General features: G+C 67.4%; 11 protein-coding genes. 1 reads left to right on the plus strand and 10 read right to left on the minus strand.

What is annotated here, in order from left to right; translation table 11 throughout:
• From dmpG to U9J41_RS23420, 10 genes are all read right to left on the minus strand, one after another.
• Positions 1 to 1026: a 4-hydroxy-2-oxovalerate aldolase gene (gene dmpG / locus U9J41_RS23375; RefSeq protein ID WP_322404548.1), complete on the minus strand. Its 1026-nt coding sequence runs from the start codon at positions 1024 to 1026 to the stop codon at positions 1 to 3.
• Positions 1019 to 1924 carry an acetaldehyde dehydrogenase (acetylating) gene (locus U9J41_RS23380; RefSeq protein WP_425260984.1) on the minus strand — a complete coding sequence of 302 codons (906 nt, stop codon included), beginning with the start codon at positions 1922 to 1924 and terminating at the stop codon, positions 1019 to 1021. Before U9J41_RS23380 ends, dmpG begins: the two co-directional genes overlap by 8 nt.
• Positions 1911 to 2849 (minus strand): NAD-dependent epimerase/dehydratase family protein, encoded by a 939-nt coding sequence (locus U9J41_RS23385; RefSeq protein ID WP_322404550.1) that lies wholly within the window; start codon positions 2847 to 2849, stop codon positions 1911 to 1913. The genes U9J41_RS23380 and U9J41_RS23385 overlap by 14 nt, the downstream gene beginning before the upstream one ends.
• Position 2850: 1 nt before the next feature.
• Positions 2851 to 4686, minus strand: a complete 1836-nt coding sequence (locus tag U9J41_RS23390) for a thiamine pyrophosphate-binding protein (RefSeq protein ID WP_322404551.1) — start codon at positions 4684 to 4686, stop codon at positions 2851 to 2853.
• Complete coding sequence (gene rfbH / locus U9J41_RS23395) at positions 4686 to 6008, minus strand: lipopolysaccharide biosynthesis protein RfbH (RefSeq protein ID WP_322404552.1); 1323 nt, start codon at positions 6006 to 6008, stop codon at positions 4686 to 4688. Before rfbH ends, U9J41_RS23390 begins: the two co-directional genes overlap by 1 nt.
• A gap of 11 nt (positions 6009 to 6019) precedes the next feature.
• Positions 6020 to 7081 carry a CDP-glucose 4,6-dehydratase gene (rfbG, locus tag U9J41_RS23400; protein WP_322404553.1) on the minus strand — a complete coding sequence of 354 codons (1062 nt, stop codon included), beginning with the start codon at positions 7079 to 7081 and terminating at the stop codon, positions 6020 to 6022.
• Complete coding sequence (gene rfbF / locus U9J41_RS23405; RefSeq protein ID WP_322404554.1) at positions 7078 to 7851, minus strand: glucose-1-phosphate cytidylyltransferase; 774 nt, start codon at positions 7849 to 7851, stop codon at positions 7078 to 7080. Before rfbF ends, rfbG begins: the two co-directional genes overlap by 4 nt.
• A 132-nt stretch (positions 7852 to 7983) precedes the next feature.
• Positions 7984 to 9315 (minus strand): HlyD family type I secretion periplasmic adaptor subunit, encoded by a 1332-nt coding sequence (locus tag U9J41_RS23410; RefSeq protein ID WP_322404555.1) that lies wholly within the window; start codon positions 9313 to 9315, stop codon positions 7984 to 7986.
• A complete protein-coding gene (locus U9J41_RS23415; RefSeq protein WP_322404556.1) occupies positions 9312 to 11420 on the minus strand; it encodes a peptidase domain-containing ABC transporter in 2109 nt (702 codons plus the stop codon). Before U9J41_RS23415 ends, U9J41_RS23410 begins: the two co-directional genes overlap by 4 nt.
• A gap of 223 nt (positions 11421 to 11643) precedes the next feature.
• Positions 11644 to 17352, minus strand: a complete 5709-nt coding sequence (locus U9J41_RS23420) for a heme utilization protein (protein WP_425260988.1) — start codon at positions 17350 to 17352, stop codon at positions 11644 to 11646.
• Here U9J41_RS23420 and U9J41_RS23425 point away from each other — a divergent pair.
• The coding region (locus U9J41_RS23425; RefSeq protein ID WP_322404558.1) for a hypothetical protein at positions 17264 to 17446 on the plus strand (183 nt) is incomplete at its 3' end. The genes U9J41_RS23420 and U9J41_RS23425 overlap by 89 nt on opposite strands.

Consider the following 17446-nt stretch of genomic DNA (forward strand, 5'->3'; position numbering starts at 1 on the left):
TTATCCTTTCGCGGCGGCGTTTTTTTGTTCGGCGAGGTCGCGCGCGACTTCGATGATCAGGCTTTCCTGGCCGGCCACGGCGTTGCGCTTGCCGAGGCCGAAGAAGATGTCGCGCGCATCGACGCCGTAGTCGGCGGCGGCGCGCGCGACCGGCTTGGCGAAGCCGGAGAACACGCCGGCCAGGCCGGAGACGATCGACAGCGGCGAGATCGACGGCGCCACCGGATTGAACGCCTTCTCGGCGATGTCGGCGGCGTCGAGGATTTTATACAGGTCGATGCCGGTCTCGAAGCCGAGGCGTTCGAACACGGCCACCAGCACTTCGAGCTGGGTATTGCCGGCGCCGGCGCCGAAGCCGCGGATGGTGCCGTCGATGATCGTCGCGCCCGCGTTCACGGCCGTCACCGAGTTGATGACGGCCATGCCGAGGTTGTTGTGGCCGTGGAAGCCGACGGGGATGGCGAGGCCGTCGACGAGCGTCTCGATGCGTTCCTTGACGTCGTCCGGGAAATAGGCGCCGGCCGAGTCCATGATGACGATCGCTTCGGCGCCGTACGATTCCATCTTCTTGGCTTCTTCCAGCAGCACGGCGGGCGTCGCCATGTGGCTCATCATCAGGATGCCCCAGGCTTCCTTGCCGGACTGGCGCACGTAGTTGATGTGGCGGTCGCTGATGTCGGCTTCGGTGCAGTGGGTGCCGATGCGGAACACGTCGACGCCCAGCTCCACCGCGCGCGACAGGTCGCGCTTGATGGTGCAGAAGCCCGGGATGACGTGGATGCTCATGCGCGAATCGTGCAGGTGCTCGCGCGAGATCTTCAGGATGTCCTCGTCGGTGAGGCTGCATTCGCCGACCAGCATCGACGAGGCACCCAGGCCGTTGCCGTGGCCGACTTCGACGATGGGCACGCGCGCCGCCTCGGCCGCCTTGCAATAGGCGATGAAGGCGTCGCGGCCCAGCTGGTGGCGCACCGCGTGGTTCCCGTCGCGCAGCGTCGGGTCGGTGATCAGGATCTTCTTAGCCATGCTTGCGCTCCTCGGCGATCTTCTCCGCCATCGCGATGGCGGCGCAGTTGATGATGTCCAGGTTGCCTGCGTACTGCGGCAGGTAGTCGCCCGCGCCCATCACCTTGATGGTGGTGACGACGCGGCCGCCTTCGATGGTCGGCGGCACGATCAGCTGGTAGCCCGGCACATAGCTTTTCAGCTTCTCGACCATGGCCGCGACGGCGGCCTGGATCGCCGGCAGGTCCGGCTCGGCGATCTTGGCATAGATCGTCGTCTGCATGTCGATCGGCGGATTGGCCGGGTTGAGGATCAGGATCGCCTTCGTGCGGCGCGCGCCGGAAAAACGCTGCAGCGCGTCCTCGGTGGTCTCGATGTATTCGTCCAGGTTGGCGCGCGTGGCCGGGCCGGCCGAGCGCGACGCGATGCTGGAGGCGACTTCGATGTAGTCGATGTCCGCGTGCACGCCACCGATGGCGGCCGCGATCGGGATCGACGACTGGCCGCCGCAGGTGATCATGTTGATGTTGCCGTTGCCGGTTGCCAGGCAGTCCTGGGCGTTGATGGCCGGGATGCAGAACTCGCCCAGCTTGGCCGGGGTCATGTCGATCACAGTCTTGCCCAGCGCGTCCAGCTTGGCCCAGTGCCCCACGTGGGCCTGGGCCGAGGTGCAGTCGAACACCACGTCGCAGATCGCGGGATCGGCGACGATGGCTTCGATGCCGCGGTCCGAGATGGGAACGCCGAGCTGGCTCGCGCGCTTCATGCCGGCCGAGTTGAAATTGCGGCCGGCGAACAGGGTGCAGGTCAGGTGCGCCGAGCGCATCACCTTGATCAGGAGGTCGGTGCCGATGTTGCCCGATCCGATGATGGCTATCTTGAGTTTGTCGGTCATCTCGTGGTACTCACAGTCTGTCATGTCCCGGCCCGCCCAGGATGGCGTCCGCTTCGATGCGGATGCCGTCCAGGGACGTGTGCGCGGGTGCGTAGCCCAGGCCGGCCGCGCGCCGGTCGAGCGAGTAGTAATGGGGCTTGGCGCCGGTGGCGTTGACGCCGGCCGGCGCCGGGGCGGCTTCGTGGCGCAGCCCGTAGCGCGTCGCCATCGCGTCCAGCAGCGCCGCCTTGTCCACCGGCGCGGCGCTGTAGCAGTCGAGCGCGCCGTTGGCGGGCGGCGCGGCCAGCAAGCGGGTGACGAGCTGGTAAAAATCGTCCGGATGCAGGTAGTCGCGCACCATCGTACCGGGCGACGTCCGGAGCACGTCGCCGGTGCGGATCGCGCGCAGGATGTCGGTGATGAAGAAGCGCGCGTCCAGGTCCTGGTAGCGGCTGAAATAATTGAAGACCCGCAGGTCCGTGATCGCCAGGTCCGGCAGCGCGCGGTGCCTGCACTCGGCGTGCAGCTTGGCGATCGCATAGTAATCCTGCGGCCCCAGCGCGTTGGGCATGAACGCGGTGCGCGTGTCCGGCCCGGCCGGTTGTTCGAAACCGCTGCCGTACGCGGCGCCGCTCGACAGGAACACGTAGCGCCGCTGCGGATTGTCGCGCAGCCCGCGCAGCGCCAGATCGTCGAATTCCTGCGTCACACCGAAGATGCCGCCGCCCATCTGCGCGGCGCGGCGCGGGTCGCCCACGCCGACGAAGTTCAGCACGGCGTCGTGCGGCTCCCGGCCGTAGGCGCCGTAGTCCGCGACGGGATACGCCAGGCCGTGCGCGTCCTGCCAGCCGCGCAGCGTGGCCGGGTCGCGTCCGTACAGCAGGATCCCCGGATGGCCGGCACGCGCGAACGACAGGATCAGGTCCTGTGCGATCCGGCTGCTGGCACCGAGGATGGCGATGCGTTCCATGTCAGAGCGACTTCGACTTCTCGTGCATGCCGTCGATCATGGCGGCGTCCAGCACGTCGCGCGGCAGCAGCGGCGACAGGTCTTCCAGCGGCGGCGACACGAGGGTGCCGTCCGGACGCGCCACCACGCCCAGCTTCGGCGAGAACAGCTGTTCCGGGTGCATGAACACTTCGCAGATCACCGGGCCCGTCGCGGCCTGCACGGCCTCCAGGGTGACGTCGCACTCGTCCCAGTGGCGGATCTGGAACGACGGGATGCCGAATCCCGCCGCGACCTTCGAGAAGTCCGGGCAGGACACGCCGGAGGCGCGGTTCGTGCCGACGAAATCGCTGTTCTTGAACAGCGATTTCTGCGTGTGCTTGATCATCAGGTAGCCGTCGTTGTTGAAGATGAACAGCTTGATCGGCAGCTGGTGGTGCACCATCGTCTGCAGTTCCTGCAGGTTCATCATCATGCCGCCGTCGCAGTTCAGGCACATCACCTCGCCGCGATCGCGCGCGAACGACACGCCCAGGGCAGCCGGCAGGCCGTAGCCCATCTCGCCGAGGCCCGTCGACGTCATCAGGCGCTGGCCGTCCTTGAAGCGCAGCACCTGGTGGCCGGACAGCAGCGCCGTGCCCATGTCGGTGACGACGACCTGGTCCGGCTTGAAGAAGCGGTTCAGGCGCTCCATGAAGCGGTACGAGTTCATGTAGCCCGGCGCGTCGGCGTGTTCCGCGCCGACCCACGGGAACTGCTCCTCGTAGGCGCGGCAGCGGGCCAGCCAGGCGGTCTTCGGCGCGACCGGCGCGTCCTGCAGGCGCGCCAGCACGGCGGCCATGAAGGCGCGCGCGTCGCAGCGCACGTTCTCGCGCGTGCGGCGGGCATGCTTGACCACTTCGGCGGCGTCGATGTCGACGACGTCGATGCGGGCCAGGCGCGCCAGCTCGTTCAGGTCGTAGCCGATCTGCGGGAGCGCGAGGCGCGTGCCGATGGCCAGCACGTAATCGCAGTTCTGCAGGATGAAGTTGGCGGCGCGCTGGCCGTACACGCCGGCGCGGCCGAACACTTGCGGGTGGTTCGAATCGATCATGTCGATGCCGGCCCAGGACACGAGCGCCGCCGCGCCGGTCGCTTCCAGCAGCGGCGCGATCAGGCGCTCGGCGCCCGCGAGGCGGATGCCGTTGCCGAGCCATAGCACGGGACGCTCGGCCTGGCGCAGCGCGTCCAGCACGCCGTCGATCTGCGCGGAGACGACGGCGTCGATCCACTCCACGCCAGGGGGCGGCGTGAACTGCGCCAGCGCGGACGGGTCGATGCGGGCCGACTGGATGTCCATCGGGACCTCGATCCAGGTCGGACCGGGACGGCCGTCCAGCGCGATGTGGGCGGCTTTCTGCAGCTCGAATGCGACCTGGTCGATCGCCATGACGCGGTGCGCGTACTTGGTCACGCGCTCGACCATCTGGCACGAGTCGTAACCCTGCACGCCCCACATGCGCAGCGGATTGTCGGGGAATGTGTAGCGGCTGTTCTCGTTGCCGGCGATGCACAGGCAGGGAATCGAATCGGCCCAGGCCGAGACGGTGCCCGTGACGCCGTTGGTCGAACCGGCGCCCGTCGTCAACAGCGCGGCGGCGAGGCGGCCGTGGGTACGGTAATACGTCTGCACGGCCATCGTGGCGGCCTGCTCGTGGTGCACGCACACGATCTCGGTGTAGCCGCGCCGCGTGATGGCTTCGAACAGGTGCACGTTGCCGGCGCCGATGATGCCGAACGCGTGGCGGATGCCGAGTTGTTCCAGGGTCGCGGCGATGGCGTCCGCGCCCTTGATGGTCTGTGCTTGTTGCGCTTGCATCAGAAATTCACGCCAAAGAATGCTTCGATTTTCTCGATCGCGAAGTCCAGCATCTCGCGCGTCAGGCCCGGGTACACGCCGATCCAGAACGTGTCGTTCATCACGCGGTCGGTATTCGTCAGGTCGCCGGACACACGGTAGTGGCGGCCGATCATGTACGGCTGGCGCGTCAGGTTACCGGCGAACAGCAGGCGGGTGCCGATCTTGTACTGGTCCAGGTAAGTGAGCAGGTCCACGCGCGAGGCGTTCGCCTCCGGCTTGAGCGTCATCGGGAAGCCGAACCACGACGGGTCCGAACCTTCGGTCGCTTCCGGCAGGATCAGGAACTCGGCGCACGACTGCAGGCGTTCCTTCAGGTAGGCGAAGTTGTCCTTGCGCGCCTGGATGAAGCCGGCCGCGCGGTCGATCTGGGCGAGGCCGCAGGCCGCCTGCATGTCGGTGATCTTGAGGTTGTAGCCCAGGTGGCTGTAGGTGTACTTGTGATCGTAGCCTTCCGGCAGCGTGCCCAGTTTCCAGCAGAAGCGCTTGCCGCAGGTATTGTCCTTGCCCGGCGGGCAGTAGCAGTCGCGGCCCCAGTCGCGGAACGATTCGGCGATCATCTTGAGTTCCGCGTTGTTGGTGAACACCGCGCCGCCCTCGCCCATCGTGATGTGGTGCGCCGGGTAGAACGACATCGTGCCGATGTCGCCGAAGGTGCCGACCATTTGCCCGCGGTACGTGGAGCCCAGCGCGTCGCAGCAGTCTTCGATGAGCCACAGCTTGTACTTCTTGCACAGCGCCGTGATGACGTCCAGGTTGTACGGGTTGCCGAGCGTGTGCGCCAGCATGATCGCCTTGGTCTTCGGGCCGATCGCCGCTTCCAGCTTGGTCACGTCGATGTTGTACGTGCCCAGCTCGACGTCCACGAACACCGGCACCGCGCCGAACTGGATGATCGGGTTGACGGTGGTCGGGAAGCCGGCCGCCACGCCGATCACCTCGTCGCCCGGCTGGATGGCGCGCGCGCCCAGCTTCGGCGACGTCAGCGTGTTGAAGGCCACCAGGTTGGCGGACGAGCCGGAGTTCACGGTGATCAGGTGCTGCACGCCGATCAGCTTCGCCAGCTTGGCTTCGAACTGGTCGTTGAAGCGGCCGGTCGTCAGCCAGGCGTCGAGCGACGCTTCGACCATCAATTCCATTTCCGGCGCGCCCACCACCTTGCCCGCGGGCGGGATCGTGGTCACGCCCGGTTCGAAGGGACGCGGCTGGCTGGCCAGCGCGCCGTATTGGCGGACCAGCGCGACGATCTGTTCGCGGAGTTGTTCTTTGCTTGAAGTGTTCATGATTCCGGCTCTTATTGAATGTCGGTGGCTTGATAGTCGCGGATCTGCGCCAGGGTGACGGCCTGCATGTCCTCGCCGCGCGCATGGGCCTTGTGCCAGTCCACGATGCGGTCGATGGCCTGGCCGAGATGCCAGCGCGGCCGCCAGCCCAGGCGCGCGTGCGCCTTGGCGCAATCCAGTTTCAGGTAGGTCGCTTCGTGCGGCTGCGGCGCCTGGTCGAGTTCCCAGCGCGCGCCCGGCCCCCACTGCTCGCACAGGCGCGTGACGATCCATTCGACGGGCCGCGCGTCGGTGTCGGCCGGGCCGAAGTTGAAGGCCTCGGCGAACGCCTGGCCGTCGCCGTACAGGCGCTCGGCCAGGGCGAGATAGCCGGACAGCGGCTCGAGCACGTGCTGCCACGGGCGGATCGATTGCGGGTTGCGGATCCGGACCGGCTGCGCGGCCGCGATGGCGCGCATCATGTCCGGGATCAGCCGGTCCGCGGCCCAGTCGCCGCCGCCGATCACATTGCCGGCGCGGCCCGAGCCCAGCGCGACGTCCGCGCCAGCCAGGAACGAGGCGCGGTAGGCGCTCGTCACCAGTTCGGCGCACGCCTTGCTGTTGCTGTACGGGTCATGGCCGCCCAGCGGTTCGTTTTCGCGGTAACCCCAGTGCCACTCGCGGTTTTCGTAGCATTTGTCGCTGGTGACGTTGACCACGGCCCGGATGCCTGGCACGGCGCGCACCGCCTCGAACAGGTTGACGAGGCCCATGACATTGGTCGCATAGGTCTCGACCGGATGGCTGTAGGAATGGCGCACGAGGGCCTGGGCCGCCATGTGGATGACGATCTCGGGACGCGCTTCCCGCAGCACGGCGGCCAGCGCATCGGGGTCGCGGATGTCGCCCTCGACGTGGCGCATGCCGGCGGCCACACCGGCCGTCTCGAACAGGCTCGGCTGGCTGGCCGGCGCCAGCGCGAAGCCGGTGACGTCGGCACCCAGCGATTGCAGCCACAGGCTGAGCCAGCTTCCCTTGAAGCCCGTATGGCCGGTCAGGAAGACGCGCTTGCCGCTCCAGAATGCGGGATTCATTGCCAGACTTTCCAGGGCGCCTTGCCCGTTTGCCACAGTTCTTCCAGCAACACCTTGTCGCGCAGCGTGTCCATCGGCTGCCAGAAGCCGGTATGGCGGAAGGCGGACAACTGGCCTTCGCCGGCCAGGCGTTCCATCGGTTCCTTTTCCCACACGGTCGCGTCGTCGGCGATGTAGTCGATGACCTTCGGCGACAGCACGAAATAGCCGCCGTTGATCCAGGCGCCGTCGCCCTGCGGCTTTTCGCGGAAGGCCAGCACGCGCTCGCCGTCGAAGTCGATGGCGCCGAAGCGGCCCGGCGGCTGCACGGCCGTCATCGTGCCGAGCAGGCCGTGTTCCTTGTGGAAAGCGAGCGAGGCGCCGATGTCGATGTCCGCCACGCCGTCGCCGTACGTGAAGCAGAACGCCTCGTCGCCGTCGACGAAGCGGCGCACGCGCTTCAGGCGGCCGCCCGTCATGCTGGTGTCGCCGGTATCGACCAGCGTCACCTTCCACGGTTCGGCGAAGCGCTGGTGCACTTCCATCGCGTTGTTCTGCAGGTCGAAGGTGACGTCAGAGGTGTGCAAGAAATAGTTGGCGAAAAATTCCTTGATCACATAGCCCTTGTAGCCGCAGCAGATGACGAACTCGTTGATCCCGTAGGCCGAGTACTGCTTCATGATGTGCCACAGGATCGGCTTGCCGCCGATCTCGACCATCGGCTTCGGCCGCACCGTGGTTTCTTCGCTGAGCCGGGTTCCCAGGCCACCGGCCAGTATCACTGCTTTCATGCTGCAATCCTCGAGTCTTGTGTGTTCGTTTGGTCATGCGACCCGGAAATACGTCCGCACCGGCACGCGTTGGACGAGCCGGGCCGGCTATTCTAAACCAGCCCCCTTTTATGCAGCAGCCGGGCTGCGGGATCACGGTTCCCGGATCGCCTCATCCAAGCCCTTGGTCAGCGGCCACAGCAGATAGGACAGCACCGTGCGCTTGCCGACCACGATCTCGGCGGTCAGGGTCATGCCCGGCAGCAGGCGAGCGTGCGGATCCATATTCTTGAGCATGTCCTTGCCGAGGTCGAGCCGGCTGACGTAATACGCGTCGGTGCCGGTTTCCGGATTCGGCGTGTCGCGCTTGAACGCGTCCTCGCTGAGCGTGCGGACCTTGGCGTCCAGTGTGCCATGCTTCTGGAACGGGAACGCGTCCAGTTTGATATGCGCCACGTCGCCCTGCTTCACGTGGCCGACGTCGAGCGAATCGATCTGCACCTCGGCGTCCAGCGCGGTGCCGAGCGGCACGAGCGTGAACATCTTCTCGGCGGCCTGCGCGACGGAGCCCTGCGACAGCTTGGCGATGTCCTGCACCATGGCGTCGACCGGCGCCGTCAGCATGACCTTGTCGCGGCGCAGCCTGCCCTTCTTGAGCTGCTCGGCCGTCGCGTCGCGGTCGCGCGTCAGGGAAAGCATGTCTTCCATGATCTTCTGGCGCCAGCCGTTCACGAACGCCTGCTTTTCCGCGTCCAGGCCGGCCAGCTCGCGCCGGATCTCCGGTTCCTGGTTCTTGGCCAGCGTGTAGTCGCGTTCGACCTCCATGCGCTTGTTGCGCGCGTCCAGCAGGTTGACCTTGGCGCCGAATTTCTGGTCGACGAGGCGCTCCTGCATCGTCTCCACCTCGCGCAGCGATCTGGTGCGGTCGCCCAGCACCTGCTGGTCGCGCAGGTTCGTCTCCAGCGCGGCGCGGGTCTTGGCGATGTTCTCGTTCAGGCGCAGGACCTGCGCGGCGAAGTTGGCGCGGCGCTCGCCCGCGAGCCTGTCCTGCAGCTGGGTGTCGGCCGAGACCGTGCCCGTCTCCACCGGTGCCGACTTGCCCGCCAGTTCCGCGTTGAGACGCTTGACCTGGGTGTCGAGGCTGTCGAACTTGAGGCGCAGCTGGGCCTGGTCGGCATCGGCGTCGGTCGGGTCCAGCGTGGCGAGGCGCTCGCCCTTCTTGACCACCTGGCCGACCCGCACGTCGATCGAGCGGATGATCGACGTTTCGATCGGCTGCACGACGATGTTGGACAACGGCGTGGCCAGGCGGCCCTGCGCCTTCACGACTTCGTCGATCTCGGCGAAGCTGGCCCAGGCCAGAAAGCACACGAGCATCGCCGCCAGCGCGTGGACGGTGATGCGGGCATAGGGCGGCAACGGCCGGCGTTCGATCTCGTCGGCGTCCGGCAGGAACTCGACGTCGGTCGGGTCGAGCGCGCTCACAGATGACTTGTTTGCTGGTTCCATAATTGAGAGTAAGTAGAGCAGCGCGTCAGGAGTTCTTCATGGCGGCCCGCATCCATCAGCTGGCCGCGCTGCATGACCAGGATGGAGTCGGCGTTGACGAGCGTCGACAGGCGGTGCGACACCATGATCACGGTGCGGCCGACGGCGATGCGCGACAGGTTGTTGATGAAGATCGCTTCGCTTTCCGGGTCCAACGCGCTGGCCGCTTCGTCGAGCACGAGGATGCGCGGCTTGGCCAGCAGCGCCCTGGCGATCGACAGGCGCTGCTTCTGGCCGCCGGACAGGTTCGAGGCGTTTTCTTCCAGCATCGTGTCATAGCCCTGCGGCATGCGCTCGATGAACTCGTCGGCGCCGGCGGCCCTGGCCGCTTCCACGATGTCCTCGAACGCGGCCTCGGGCATCGTGGCGGCGATGTTCTCGCGCACCGTGCCGTGGAAAAGGAAGTTTTCCTGCAGCACGACGCCGACCTGGCGGCGCAGGTGCGGCAGGTCGATCTCGCGGGCGTCGTAGCCGTCGAAGCGGACGATGCCTTCCTGGATCCGGTACAGGCCGTGGATGACCTTCGTGATCGTCGTCTTGCCCGAGCCGCTGCGGCCCACGACGCCGATCACGCTGCCTTCCTTGATCTCGAAGGTGGCGCGGTCGAGCGCGTTGTTCTGGGCACCCGGATAGCGGAACACGACGTTGTCGAACGTGATATTGCCGCGCAGGTCGGGACGCAGGCCGCCGCTGCGGCCTTCCGGCGCGCGGTTCATGACCTCGCCCAGCATGCGGATCGACAGCGCCGTTTCCTGGTATTCGTTGACGAGGCCGACGAGCGCGACCAGCGGCCCGCTGACGCGGCCGGACAGCATCTGGAAGGCGATCAGGGCGCCGACGGACAGCGTTTGGTCGAACACGTCCTGGGCGCCGATCACGATGATCACGACGGGCAGCAGCTTGCCGAGGAGGTCGGTGATGGCATTGCCGGTGATGGAGATCTGGCCCACGCGGAAATGCATGTTCAGCGCGTTCGCGGAGCGCTGGTCCCAGGCGCGGCGCTGCATCGGTTCGATGGCGAGCGCCTTCACCGTGCGCATGCCGTGGATCGTTTCCACCATCAGCGCCTGGCGGTGGCCCTCGGCCGTGTACAGGTCGTTCAGGCGGCGCTGGAACGTGGGCACGAGGATCGCGACCATGCCGCTGATCAGGAAAGTGAACAGCAGCACGATCATCGCCAGCTTGATGGAATAGCTGAACAGGATCGGCAGCAGGATGAACAGCGCGGTCAGGTCGAGCGCGGTGAAGAACATGCGGCCCGTGAGGAAGCCGCGGATCTTTTCCATCTGCTGCATATGGCGCACGACCACGCCCGCGGACGTGGTCTCGAAATAATCGATGGGCAGCGACAGCAGGTGCGCGAACGTGCGCCGGGTCAGGCGGATGTCGATCTTGTTGGTGGCCCACAAGGTCAGGATCTGGCGCATGAAGCCGAACGTGGATTCGAACAGCAGCGCGATGCCGATGCCGGCCGCCAGCACCCACAGCGTCGATACGCTGTGGTGCACGAGCACCTTGTCGATCACGAGCTGGAAGAACACCGGCGAGGCAAGGCCGAGGATGTTCATCGCCATCGCGGCGATGGCGATGTCGCGGAACGCGGCCTTCTGCTGCAGGATCTCGGGAATGAACCAGCGCAGGCCGAACGGCTGGCGCGTGTCGGTCAGCTTGGACGTGCGCTTGAGGAACAGGACGTCGCCGCTCCACAGGGACTGGAACGCGGCCGGATCGAGCATCTTGACGACGCCCAGGTCGCCCATCGGGTCGAGCACGGCGAGCACGCCGCCGTCGTCCACGCGGGCGCCGACGACGATCATGCTGTTACCGTCCTTCATGCGCGCGAGCAGCGGGAACACACCCTTCTGCCCCAGCAGCTTGTCGACCGTCAGCTGGCGCAGCTTGGCCTTGAGACCGATGCTCGACGCCATCCCCAACAGCATCGCGGACGACGGTTCCTCCGCGTTCAACGCATAGTCGTGGATCAGGCGTTCCGGGTTCACTTGCAGGCCGTGATGCTGCGCGATGGCAGTCAGGCATTGCAAAGTTGTATGAGGAAATTTGTCGGCCATTAGGAAACTAATAGAAGCGAAGTGCGGCAGACCGAGAGATTACCTTGTTGTTCGTCAGAATTGTTGCTGAACAGCACCGTGTTACACCCCTTATTCTTCGTTTGTCGCAATTTGGACGCAAAAAAAGGCAAGACCGATAACGGTCTTGCCTTTTTGATGTCGAGAACGGGCCGGCGCGAACCGGCCCGTGGACACATTACTTACGGCCACCCGTGGTGAGGAAGCCCGAGTCCTGCGGCGTCGCCACCGACTTGGCCAGCGATTCGGCCGTCGACGTCATCGCCACATTCGCACCGCTCACCTTGTTGCCGTTGGCGTCGAACTGCTTCATCACGTCGACCATCGTGCCGACCGAAGCCAGCAGACCGGTCTGCGTACCGCCGGACAGGTTCGGCAGGGTCAGGCCGCCGGCCGCCGCGCCGGTGTCGGCCGCGTTGAAGGCTGCCATCGCCTGGACCATGCTGCCCACCTTGCCGCGCAGGGTGTCGGTCTCGGCCGCAACGGCCGCCTTGTCGGCGGTGAACCACACGTCGCCCGTGGCGGCCGTGGAGCCGTCGGTCTTCGTGAAGGTCGACTGCATGCCGATCCAGTTGCCGGCATCCTTGACCGAGGTCTTGTCGCCGTTGACGTTGATGCTTGCGACATCCACCGAGGCCAGGCTCTTCAGCTCGCCCGACTGGCTGACGCCGTCGCCGTTCGCATCGACCCACACCTTCAGCTGGCTGTACGCCGCATCCTTGGCGTCGATCACGCCGTCGCCGTTGGCATCCAGCTGGGCCAGTGCTTCGTAGCCGTTGGATGCGGTCTGGCCGTTGGCCAGCTTCGTCGCCGTACCGAACAGTTCGGCACCGCTGTCGATCGTACCGTTGCCATTGCGATCCAGCGCCAGCAGGCCATCCTTCGAATCGACCCAACCCGTCGCCACCTTGTTGCCGGTGCCGAACAGATCGAACTGCACGCCCTGCTTGATGCTGACCGAGTGCACGCCGTCACCGTTCAGATCCAGCACGATCGGGCTGCCGATCTTCAGCTGCGCGGTCTGCGCGGTCGACATCGCGCCGATCTGCGCCGACGTCAGCGCCTCGACCTGACCGGTGGTCAGTGCGGCCACCTGGGTCGTCGTCAGGCCGTTCGCGATCTGGGCCGTGGTCAGGGCCGAGATCTGGTTGGTCTTCAGCGCGGCCAGGTCGACCGTCTCGATCGCCGCAACCTGGGTCGTCGTCAGGGCGACCAGTTGCGCCGTCGACAGCGAGACCGCCTGGCTGGTGGTCAGGCCAACGACCTGGCTGGTGGTCAGGCTTGCCATCTGGGCGGTGGTCAGGGCCGCGATCTGGTTGGTCTTCAGTGCGGCCAGATCCGTGGTCGTGACCGCTGCAACCTGGGCGGTGCCCATGGCGGCGATCTGGACGGTGGTCAGGCTGCCGACCTGGACAGTGGTCAGACCGGCGATCTGGGCCGTCGTCAGGCCGTTCGCAACCTGGGCCGTCGTCAGCGCGGCGATCTGGTTGGTCTTGAGCGCCGCCACATCCGTCGTGCCGAGAGCGGCCAACTGGGCGGTGGTCAACGCGGCGACCTGGACCGTGGTCAGTGCTGCAACCTGATTCGTCTTCAGGCTCGCGACTTCGGCGGTCGTCAGACCGGTCGCCACCTGCGCCGTGTTCAGCGCGGCGATCTGGGCCGTGGTGAGCGCGCCCACCTGGGCCGTCGTCAGCGCAGCGACCTGGGCCGTCGTCAGGGAACCGATCTGGTTCGTCTTCATGGCGGCCAGGTCGACGGTCGCGATCGCAACCACCTGGGCGGTGCTCAGGGCGGCGACTTGCGTGGTGGTCAGCGCAGCGACCTGGTTGGTCTTCAGACCGGCGATCTCGGCGGTCGTCAGGCCGGTCGCCACTTGCGCGGTGCTCAGCGCGGCGATCTGGGCCGTGGTCAGTGCGCCAGCCTGGGCCGTCGTCAGCGCTGCGATCTGCGCCGTCGTCAGGCCAGCCACCTGGTTCGTCTTCATGGCGGCGAGGTCGGCCGTCTCGATCGCTACGACCTGGGCGGTGCTCAGGGCGGCGATCTGCGCGGTGCTCAGCGTGCTGACTTGAGCGGTGGTCAGGCCGGCGATCTGCGCCGTACCGAGGCCGGTGGCGACCTGGGCGGTCGTCAGGGCGCCGATCTGGTTCGTCTTCATGGCGGCCAGGTCGGCGGTCGTGATCGCCGCCACCTGGGCGGTGCTCAGTGCAGCGACTTGCGCGGTGGTCAGCGCGGCGACCTGGTTGGTCTTCAGACCGGCGATCTCGGCGGTCGTCAGGCCGGTCGCCACTTGCGCGGTGCTCAGCGCGGCGATCTGGGCCGTGGTCAGTGCGCCGGCCTGGGCCGTCGTCAGCGCGGCGATCTGCGCGGTCGTCAGGCCAGTCACCTGGTTCGTCTTCATGGCGGCCAGGTCAGCCGTTTGGATTGCTGCGACCTGGGCGGTGCTCATGGCGGCGATCTGAGTGCTGCTCAGGCTGCTGACTTGGGCCGTGGTCAGGCCGGCGACCTGGGCCGTGGTCAGGCCGGTGGCGACTTGCGCGGTCGTCAGGGCGGCGATCTGGTTCGTCTTCAGCGCGGCCAGGTCGGCGGTCGTGATGGCCGCCACCTGGGCGGTGCTCAGGGCGACGACTTGCGCGGTGGTCAGCGCACCCATCTGGCTGGTCTTCAGGCCAGCGATCTGGGCGGTCGTCAGGCCGGTCGCCACCTGGGCAGTGCTCAGGGCGGCGATCTGGGCCGTGGTCAACGAGGCAGCCTGGGCCGTCGTCAGCGCGGCGACCTGGGCCGTCGTCAGGCCAGCCACCTGGTTCGTCTTCATGGCAGCCACGTCGGCCGTCGTGATGGCAGCCACCTGGGCGGTGCTCAGCGCGGCGATCTGCACGGAGGTCAACGCAGCCATCTGGTTGGTCTTCAGACCGGCGATCTCGGCGGTCGTCAGGCCGGTCGCGACTTGCGAGGTGCTCAGGGCGGCAATTTGCGCCGTCGTCAGCGCGCCAGCCTGGGCCGACGACAGTGCGGCGATCTGCGCGGTCGTCAGGCCAGCCACCTGGTTCGTCTTCATGGCAGCCAGGTCAGCGGTTTCGATTGCTGCGACCTGGGCGGTGCTCAGGGCGGCGATCTGGGCGCTGCTCAGGCTGCTGACCTGGGCGGTGCTCAGGCCGGCGATCTGGGCCGTGGTCAGGCCGGTGGCGACTTGCGCGGTCGTCAGGGCGGCAATCTGGTTCGTCTTCAGCGCGGCCAGGTCGGCGGTCGTGACGGCGGCCACCTGGGCGGTGCTCAGGGCGGCAATCTGCGCAGTGGTCAGCGCAGCCATCTGGTTGGTCTTCAGACCGGCGATCTCGGCGGTCGTCAGGCCAGTCGCGACTTGCGCGGTGCTCAGCGCGGCAATTTGCGCCGTGGTCAACGCGCCAGCCTGGGCCGACGACAGTGCGGCGATCTGCGCCGTCGTCAGGCCAGCGACCTGGTTCGTCTTCATGGCAGCCAGGTCGGCCGTGCTGATCGCGGCCATCTGGGCCGTGCTCAGGGCGGCGATCTGGGCGCTGCTCAGGCTGCTGACCTGGGCGGTGCTCAGGCCGGCGATCTGGGCCGTCGTCAGGCCGGTGGCGACCTGGGCGGTCGTCAGGGCACCGATCTGGTTGGTCTTCAGCGCGGCCAGGTCGGCGGTCGTGATGGCAGCCACCTGGGCGGTGCTCAGGGCGGCAATCTGCGCGGTGGTCAGCGCGGACATCTGGTTGGTCTTCAGACCGGCGATCTCGGCGGTCGTCAGGCCGGTCGCCACCTGGGCGGTGCTCAGCGCGGCAATTTGCGCCGTGGTGAGCGCGCCCGCCTGGGCCGACGTCAGCGCAGCGATCTGCGTCGTCGTCAGGCCAGCGACCTGGTTCGTCTTCATGGCGGCCAGGTCAGCGGTTTCGATTGCTGCGACCTGGGCGGTGCTCAGGGCGGCGATCTGGGCGCTGGTCAGGCTGCTGACCTGGGCGGTGCTCAGGCCGGCGATCTGGGCCGTGGTCAGGCCGGTGGCGACCTGGGCGGTCGTCAGCGCGCCGATCTGGTTCGTCTTCAGCGCGGCCAGGTCGGCGGTCGTGATGGCGGCCACCTGGGCGGTGCCGAGGGCGGCAATTTGCGCGGTCGTCAGCGCAGCCATCTGGTTGGTCTTCAGGCCGGCGATCTCGGCGGTCGTCAGGCCGGTCGCGACTTGCGCCGTGCTCAGCGCGGCGATCTGAGCCGTGGTCAACGCGCCAGCCTGGGCCGACGACAGTGCGGCGATCTGCGCCGTCGTCAAGCCAGCCACCTGGTTCGTCTTCATGGCGGCCAGATCGGCCGTGCTGATCGCGGCCATCTGAGCCGTGCTCAGGGCGGCGATCTGGGCGCTGCTCAGGCTGCTGACCTGGGCGGTGCTCAGGGCGGCGATCTGGGCCGTACCGAGGCCGGTGGCGACTTGCGCGGTCGTCAGGGCACCGATCTGGTTGGTCTTCAGCGCGGCCAGGTCGGCGGTCGTGATGGCGGCCACCTGGGCGGTGCTCAGGGCGGCAATTTGCGCGGTGGTCAGCGCAACAACCTGGTTGGTCTTCAGGCCAGCGATCTCGGCGGTCGTCAGACCGGTCGCGACTTGCGCGGTGCTCAGCGCGGCAATTTGCGCGGTCGTCAACGCACCGGCTTGAGCCGTCGTCAGCGCAGCGATCTGCGTCGTCGTCAGGCCAGCGACCTGGTTCGTCTTCATCGCGGCCAGGTCAGCGGTTTCGATCGCTGCGACCTGGGCGGTGCTCAGGGCGGCGATCTGGGCGCTGCTCAGGCTGCTGACCTGGGCGGTGCTCAGCGCGGCGATCTGGGCCGTACCGAGGCCGGTGGCAACTTGCGCCGTGGTCAGCGCGCCGATCTGGTTCGTCTTCAGCGCGGCCAAGTCGGCGGTCGCGATGGCGGCCACCTGGGCGGTGCTCAGGGCGGCGACTTGCGCGGTGGTCAGCGCAGCGACCTGGTTGGTCTTCAGGCCGGCGATCTCGGCGGTAGTCAGACCGGTCGCGACTTGCGCGGTGCTCAGGGCGGCGATCTGGGCCGTAGTCAATGCGCCCGCCTGCGCCGACGACAGTGCGGCGATCTGCGCCGTCGTCAGGCCAGCGACCTGGTTCGTCTTCATGGCAGCCAGGTCGGCCGTGCTGATCGCGGCCATCTGGGCGGTGCTCAGGGCAGCGATCTGGGCGCTGCTCAGGCTGCTGACCTGGGCGGTGCTCAGGCCGGCGATCTGGGCCGTGGTCAAGCCGGTGGCGACTTGCGCCGTGGTCAGCGCGCCGATTTGGTTCGTCTTCAGCGCGGCCAGGTCGGCGGTCGTGATGGCAGCCACCTGGGCGGTGCTCAGGGCGGCAATCTGCGCGGTGGTCAGCGCGGACATCTGGTTGGTCTTCAGGCCGGCGATCTGGGCGGTCGTCAGGCCGCTCGCCACCTGGGCGGTGCTCAGGGCGGCGATCTGGGACGTGGTCAGCGCACCAGCCTGGGCCGTCGTCAGCGCGGCAACCTGCGCCGTCGTCAGGCCAGCCACCTGGTTCGTCTTCATGGCGGCCAGGTCGGCCGTTTCGATTGCAGCGACCTGGGCGGTGCTCAGGGCGGCGACTTGCGCGGTGGTCAGCGCAGCGACCTGGTTGGTCTTCAGACCGGCGATCTCGGCGGTCGTCAGGCCGGTCGCGACTTGCGCGGTGCTCAGGGCGGCAATTTGCGCCGTCGTCAGCGCGCCAGCCTGAGCCGACGACAGTGCGGCGATCTGCGCCGTCGTCAGGCCTGCGACCTGGTTCGTCTTCATGGCAGCCAGGTCGGCCGTGCTGATCGCAGCCATCTGGGCGGTGCTCAGGGCGGCGATCTGGGCGCTGCTCAGGCTGCTGACCTGGGCGGTGCTCAGGCCGGCGATCTGGGCCGTGGTCAGGCCGGTGGCGACCTGGGCGGTCGTCAGCGCGCCGATCTGGGTTCGTCTTCAGCGCGGCCAGGTCGGCGGTCGTGATGGC

Origin of the sequence: Massilia luteola, from assembly GCF_034420155.1 — a bacterium.
Taxonomy (GTDB): domain Bacteria; phylum Pseudomonadota; class Gammaproteobacteria; order Burkholderiales; family Burkholderiaceae_D; genus Telluria; species Telluria luteola.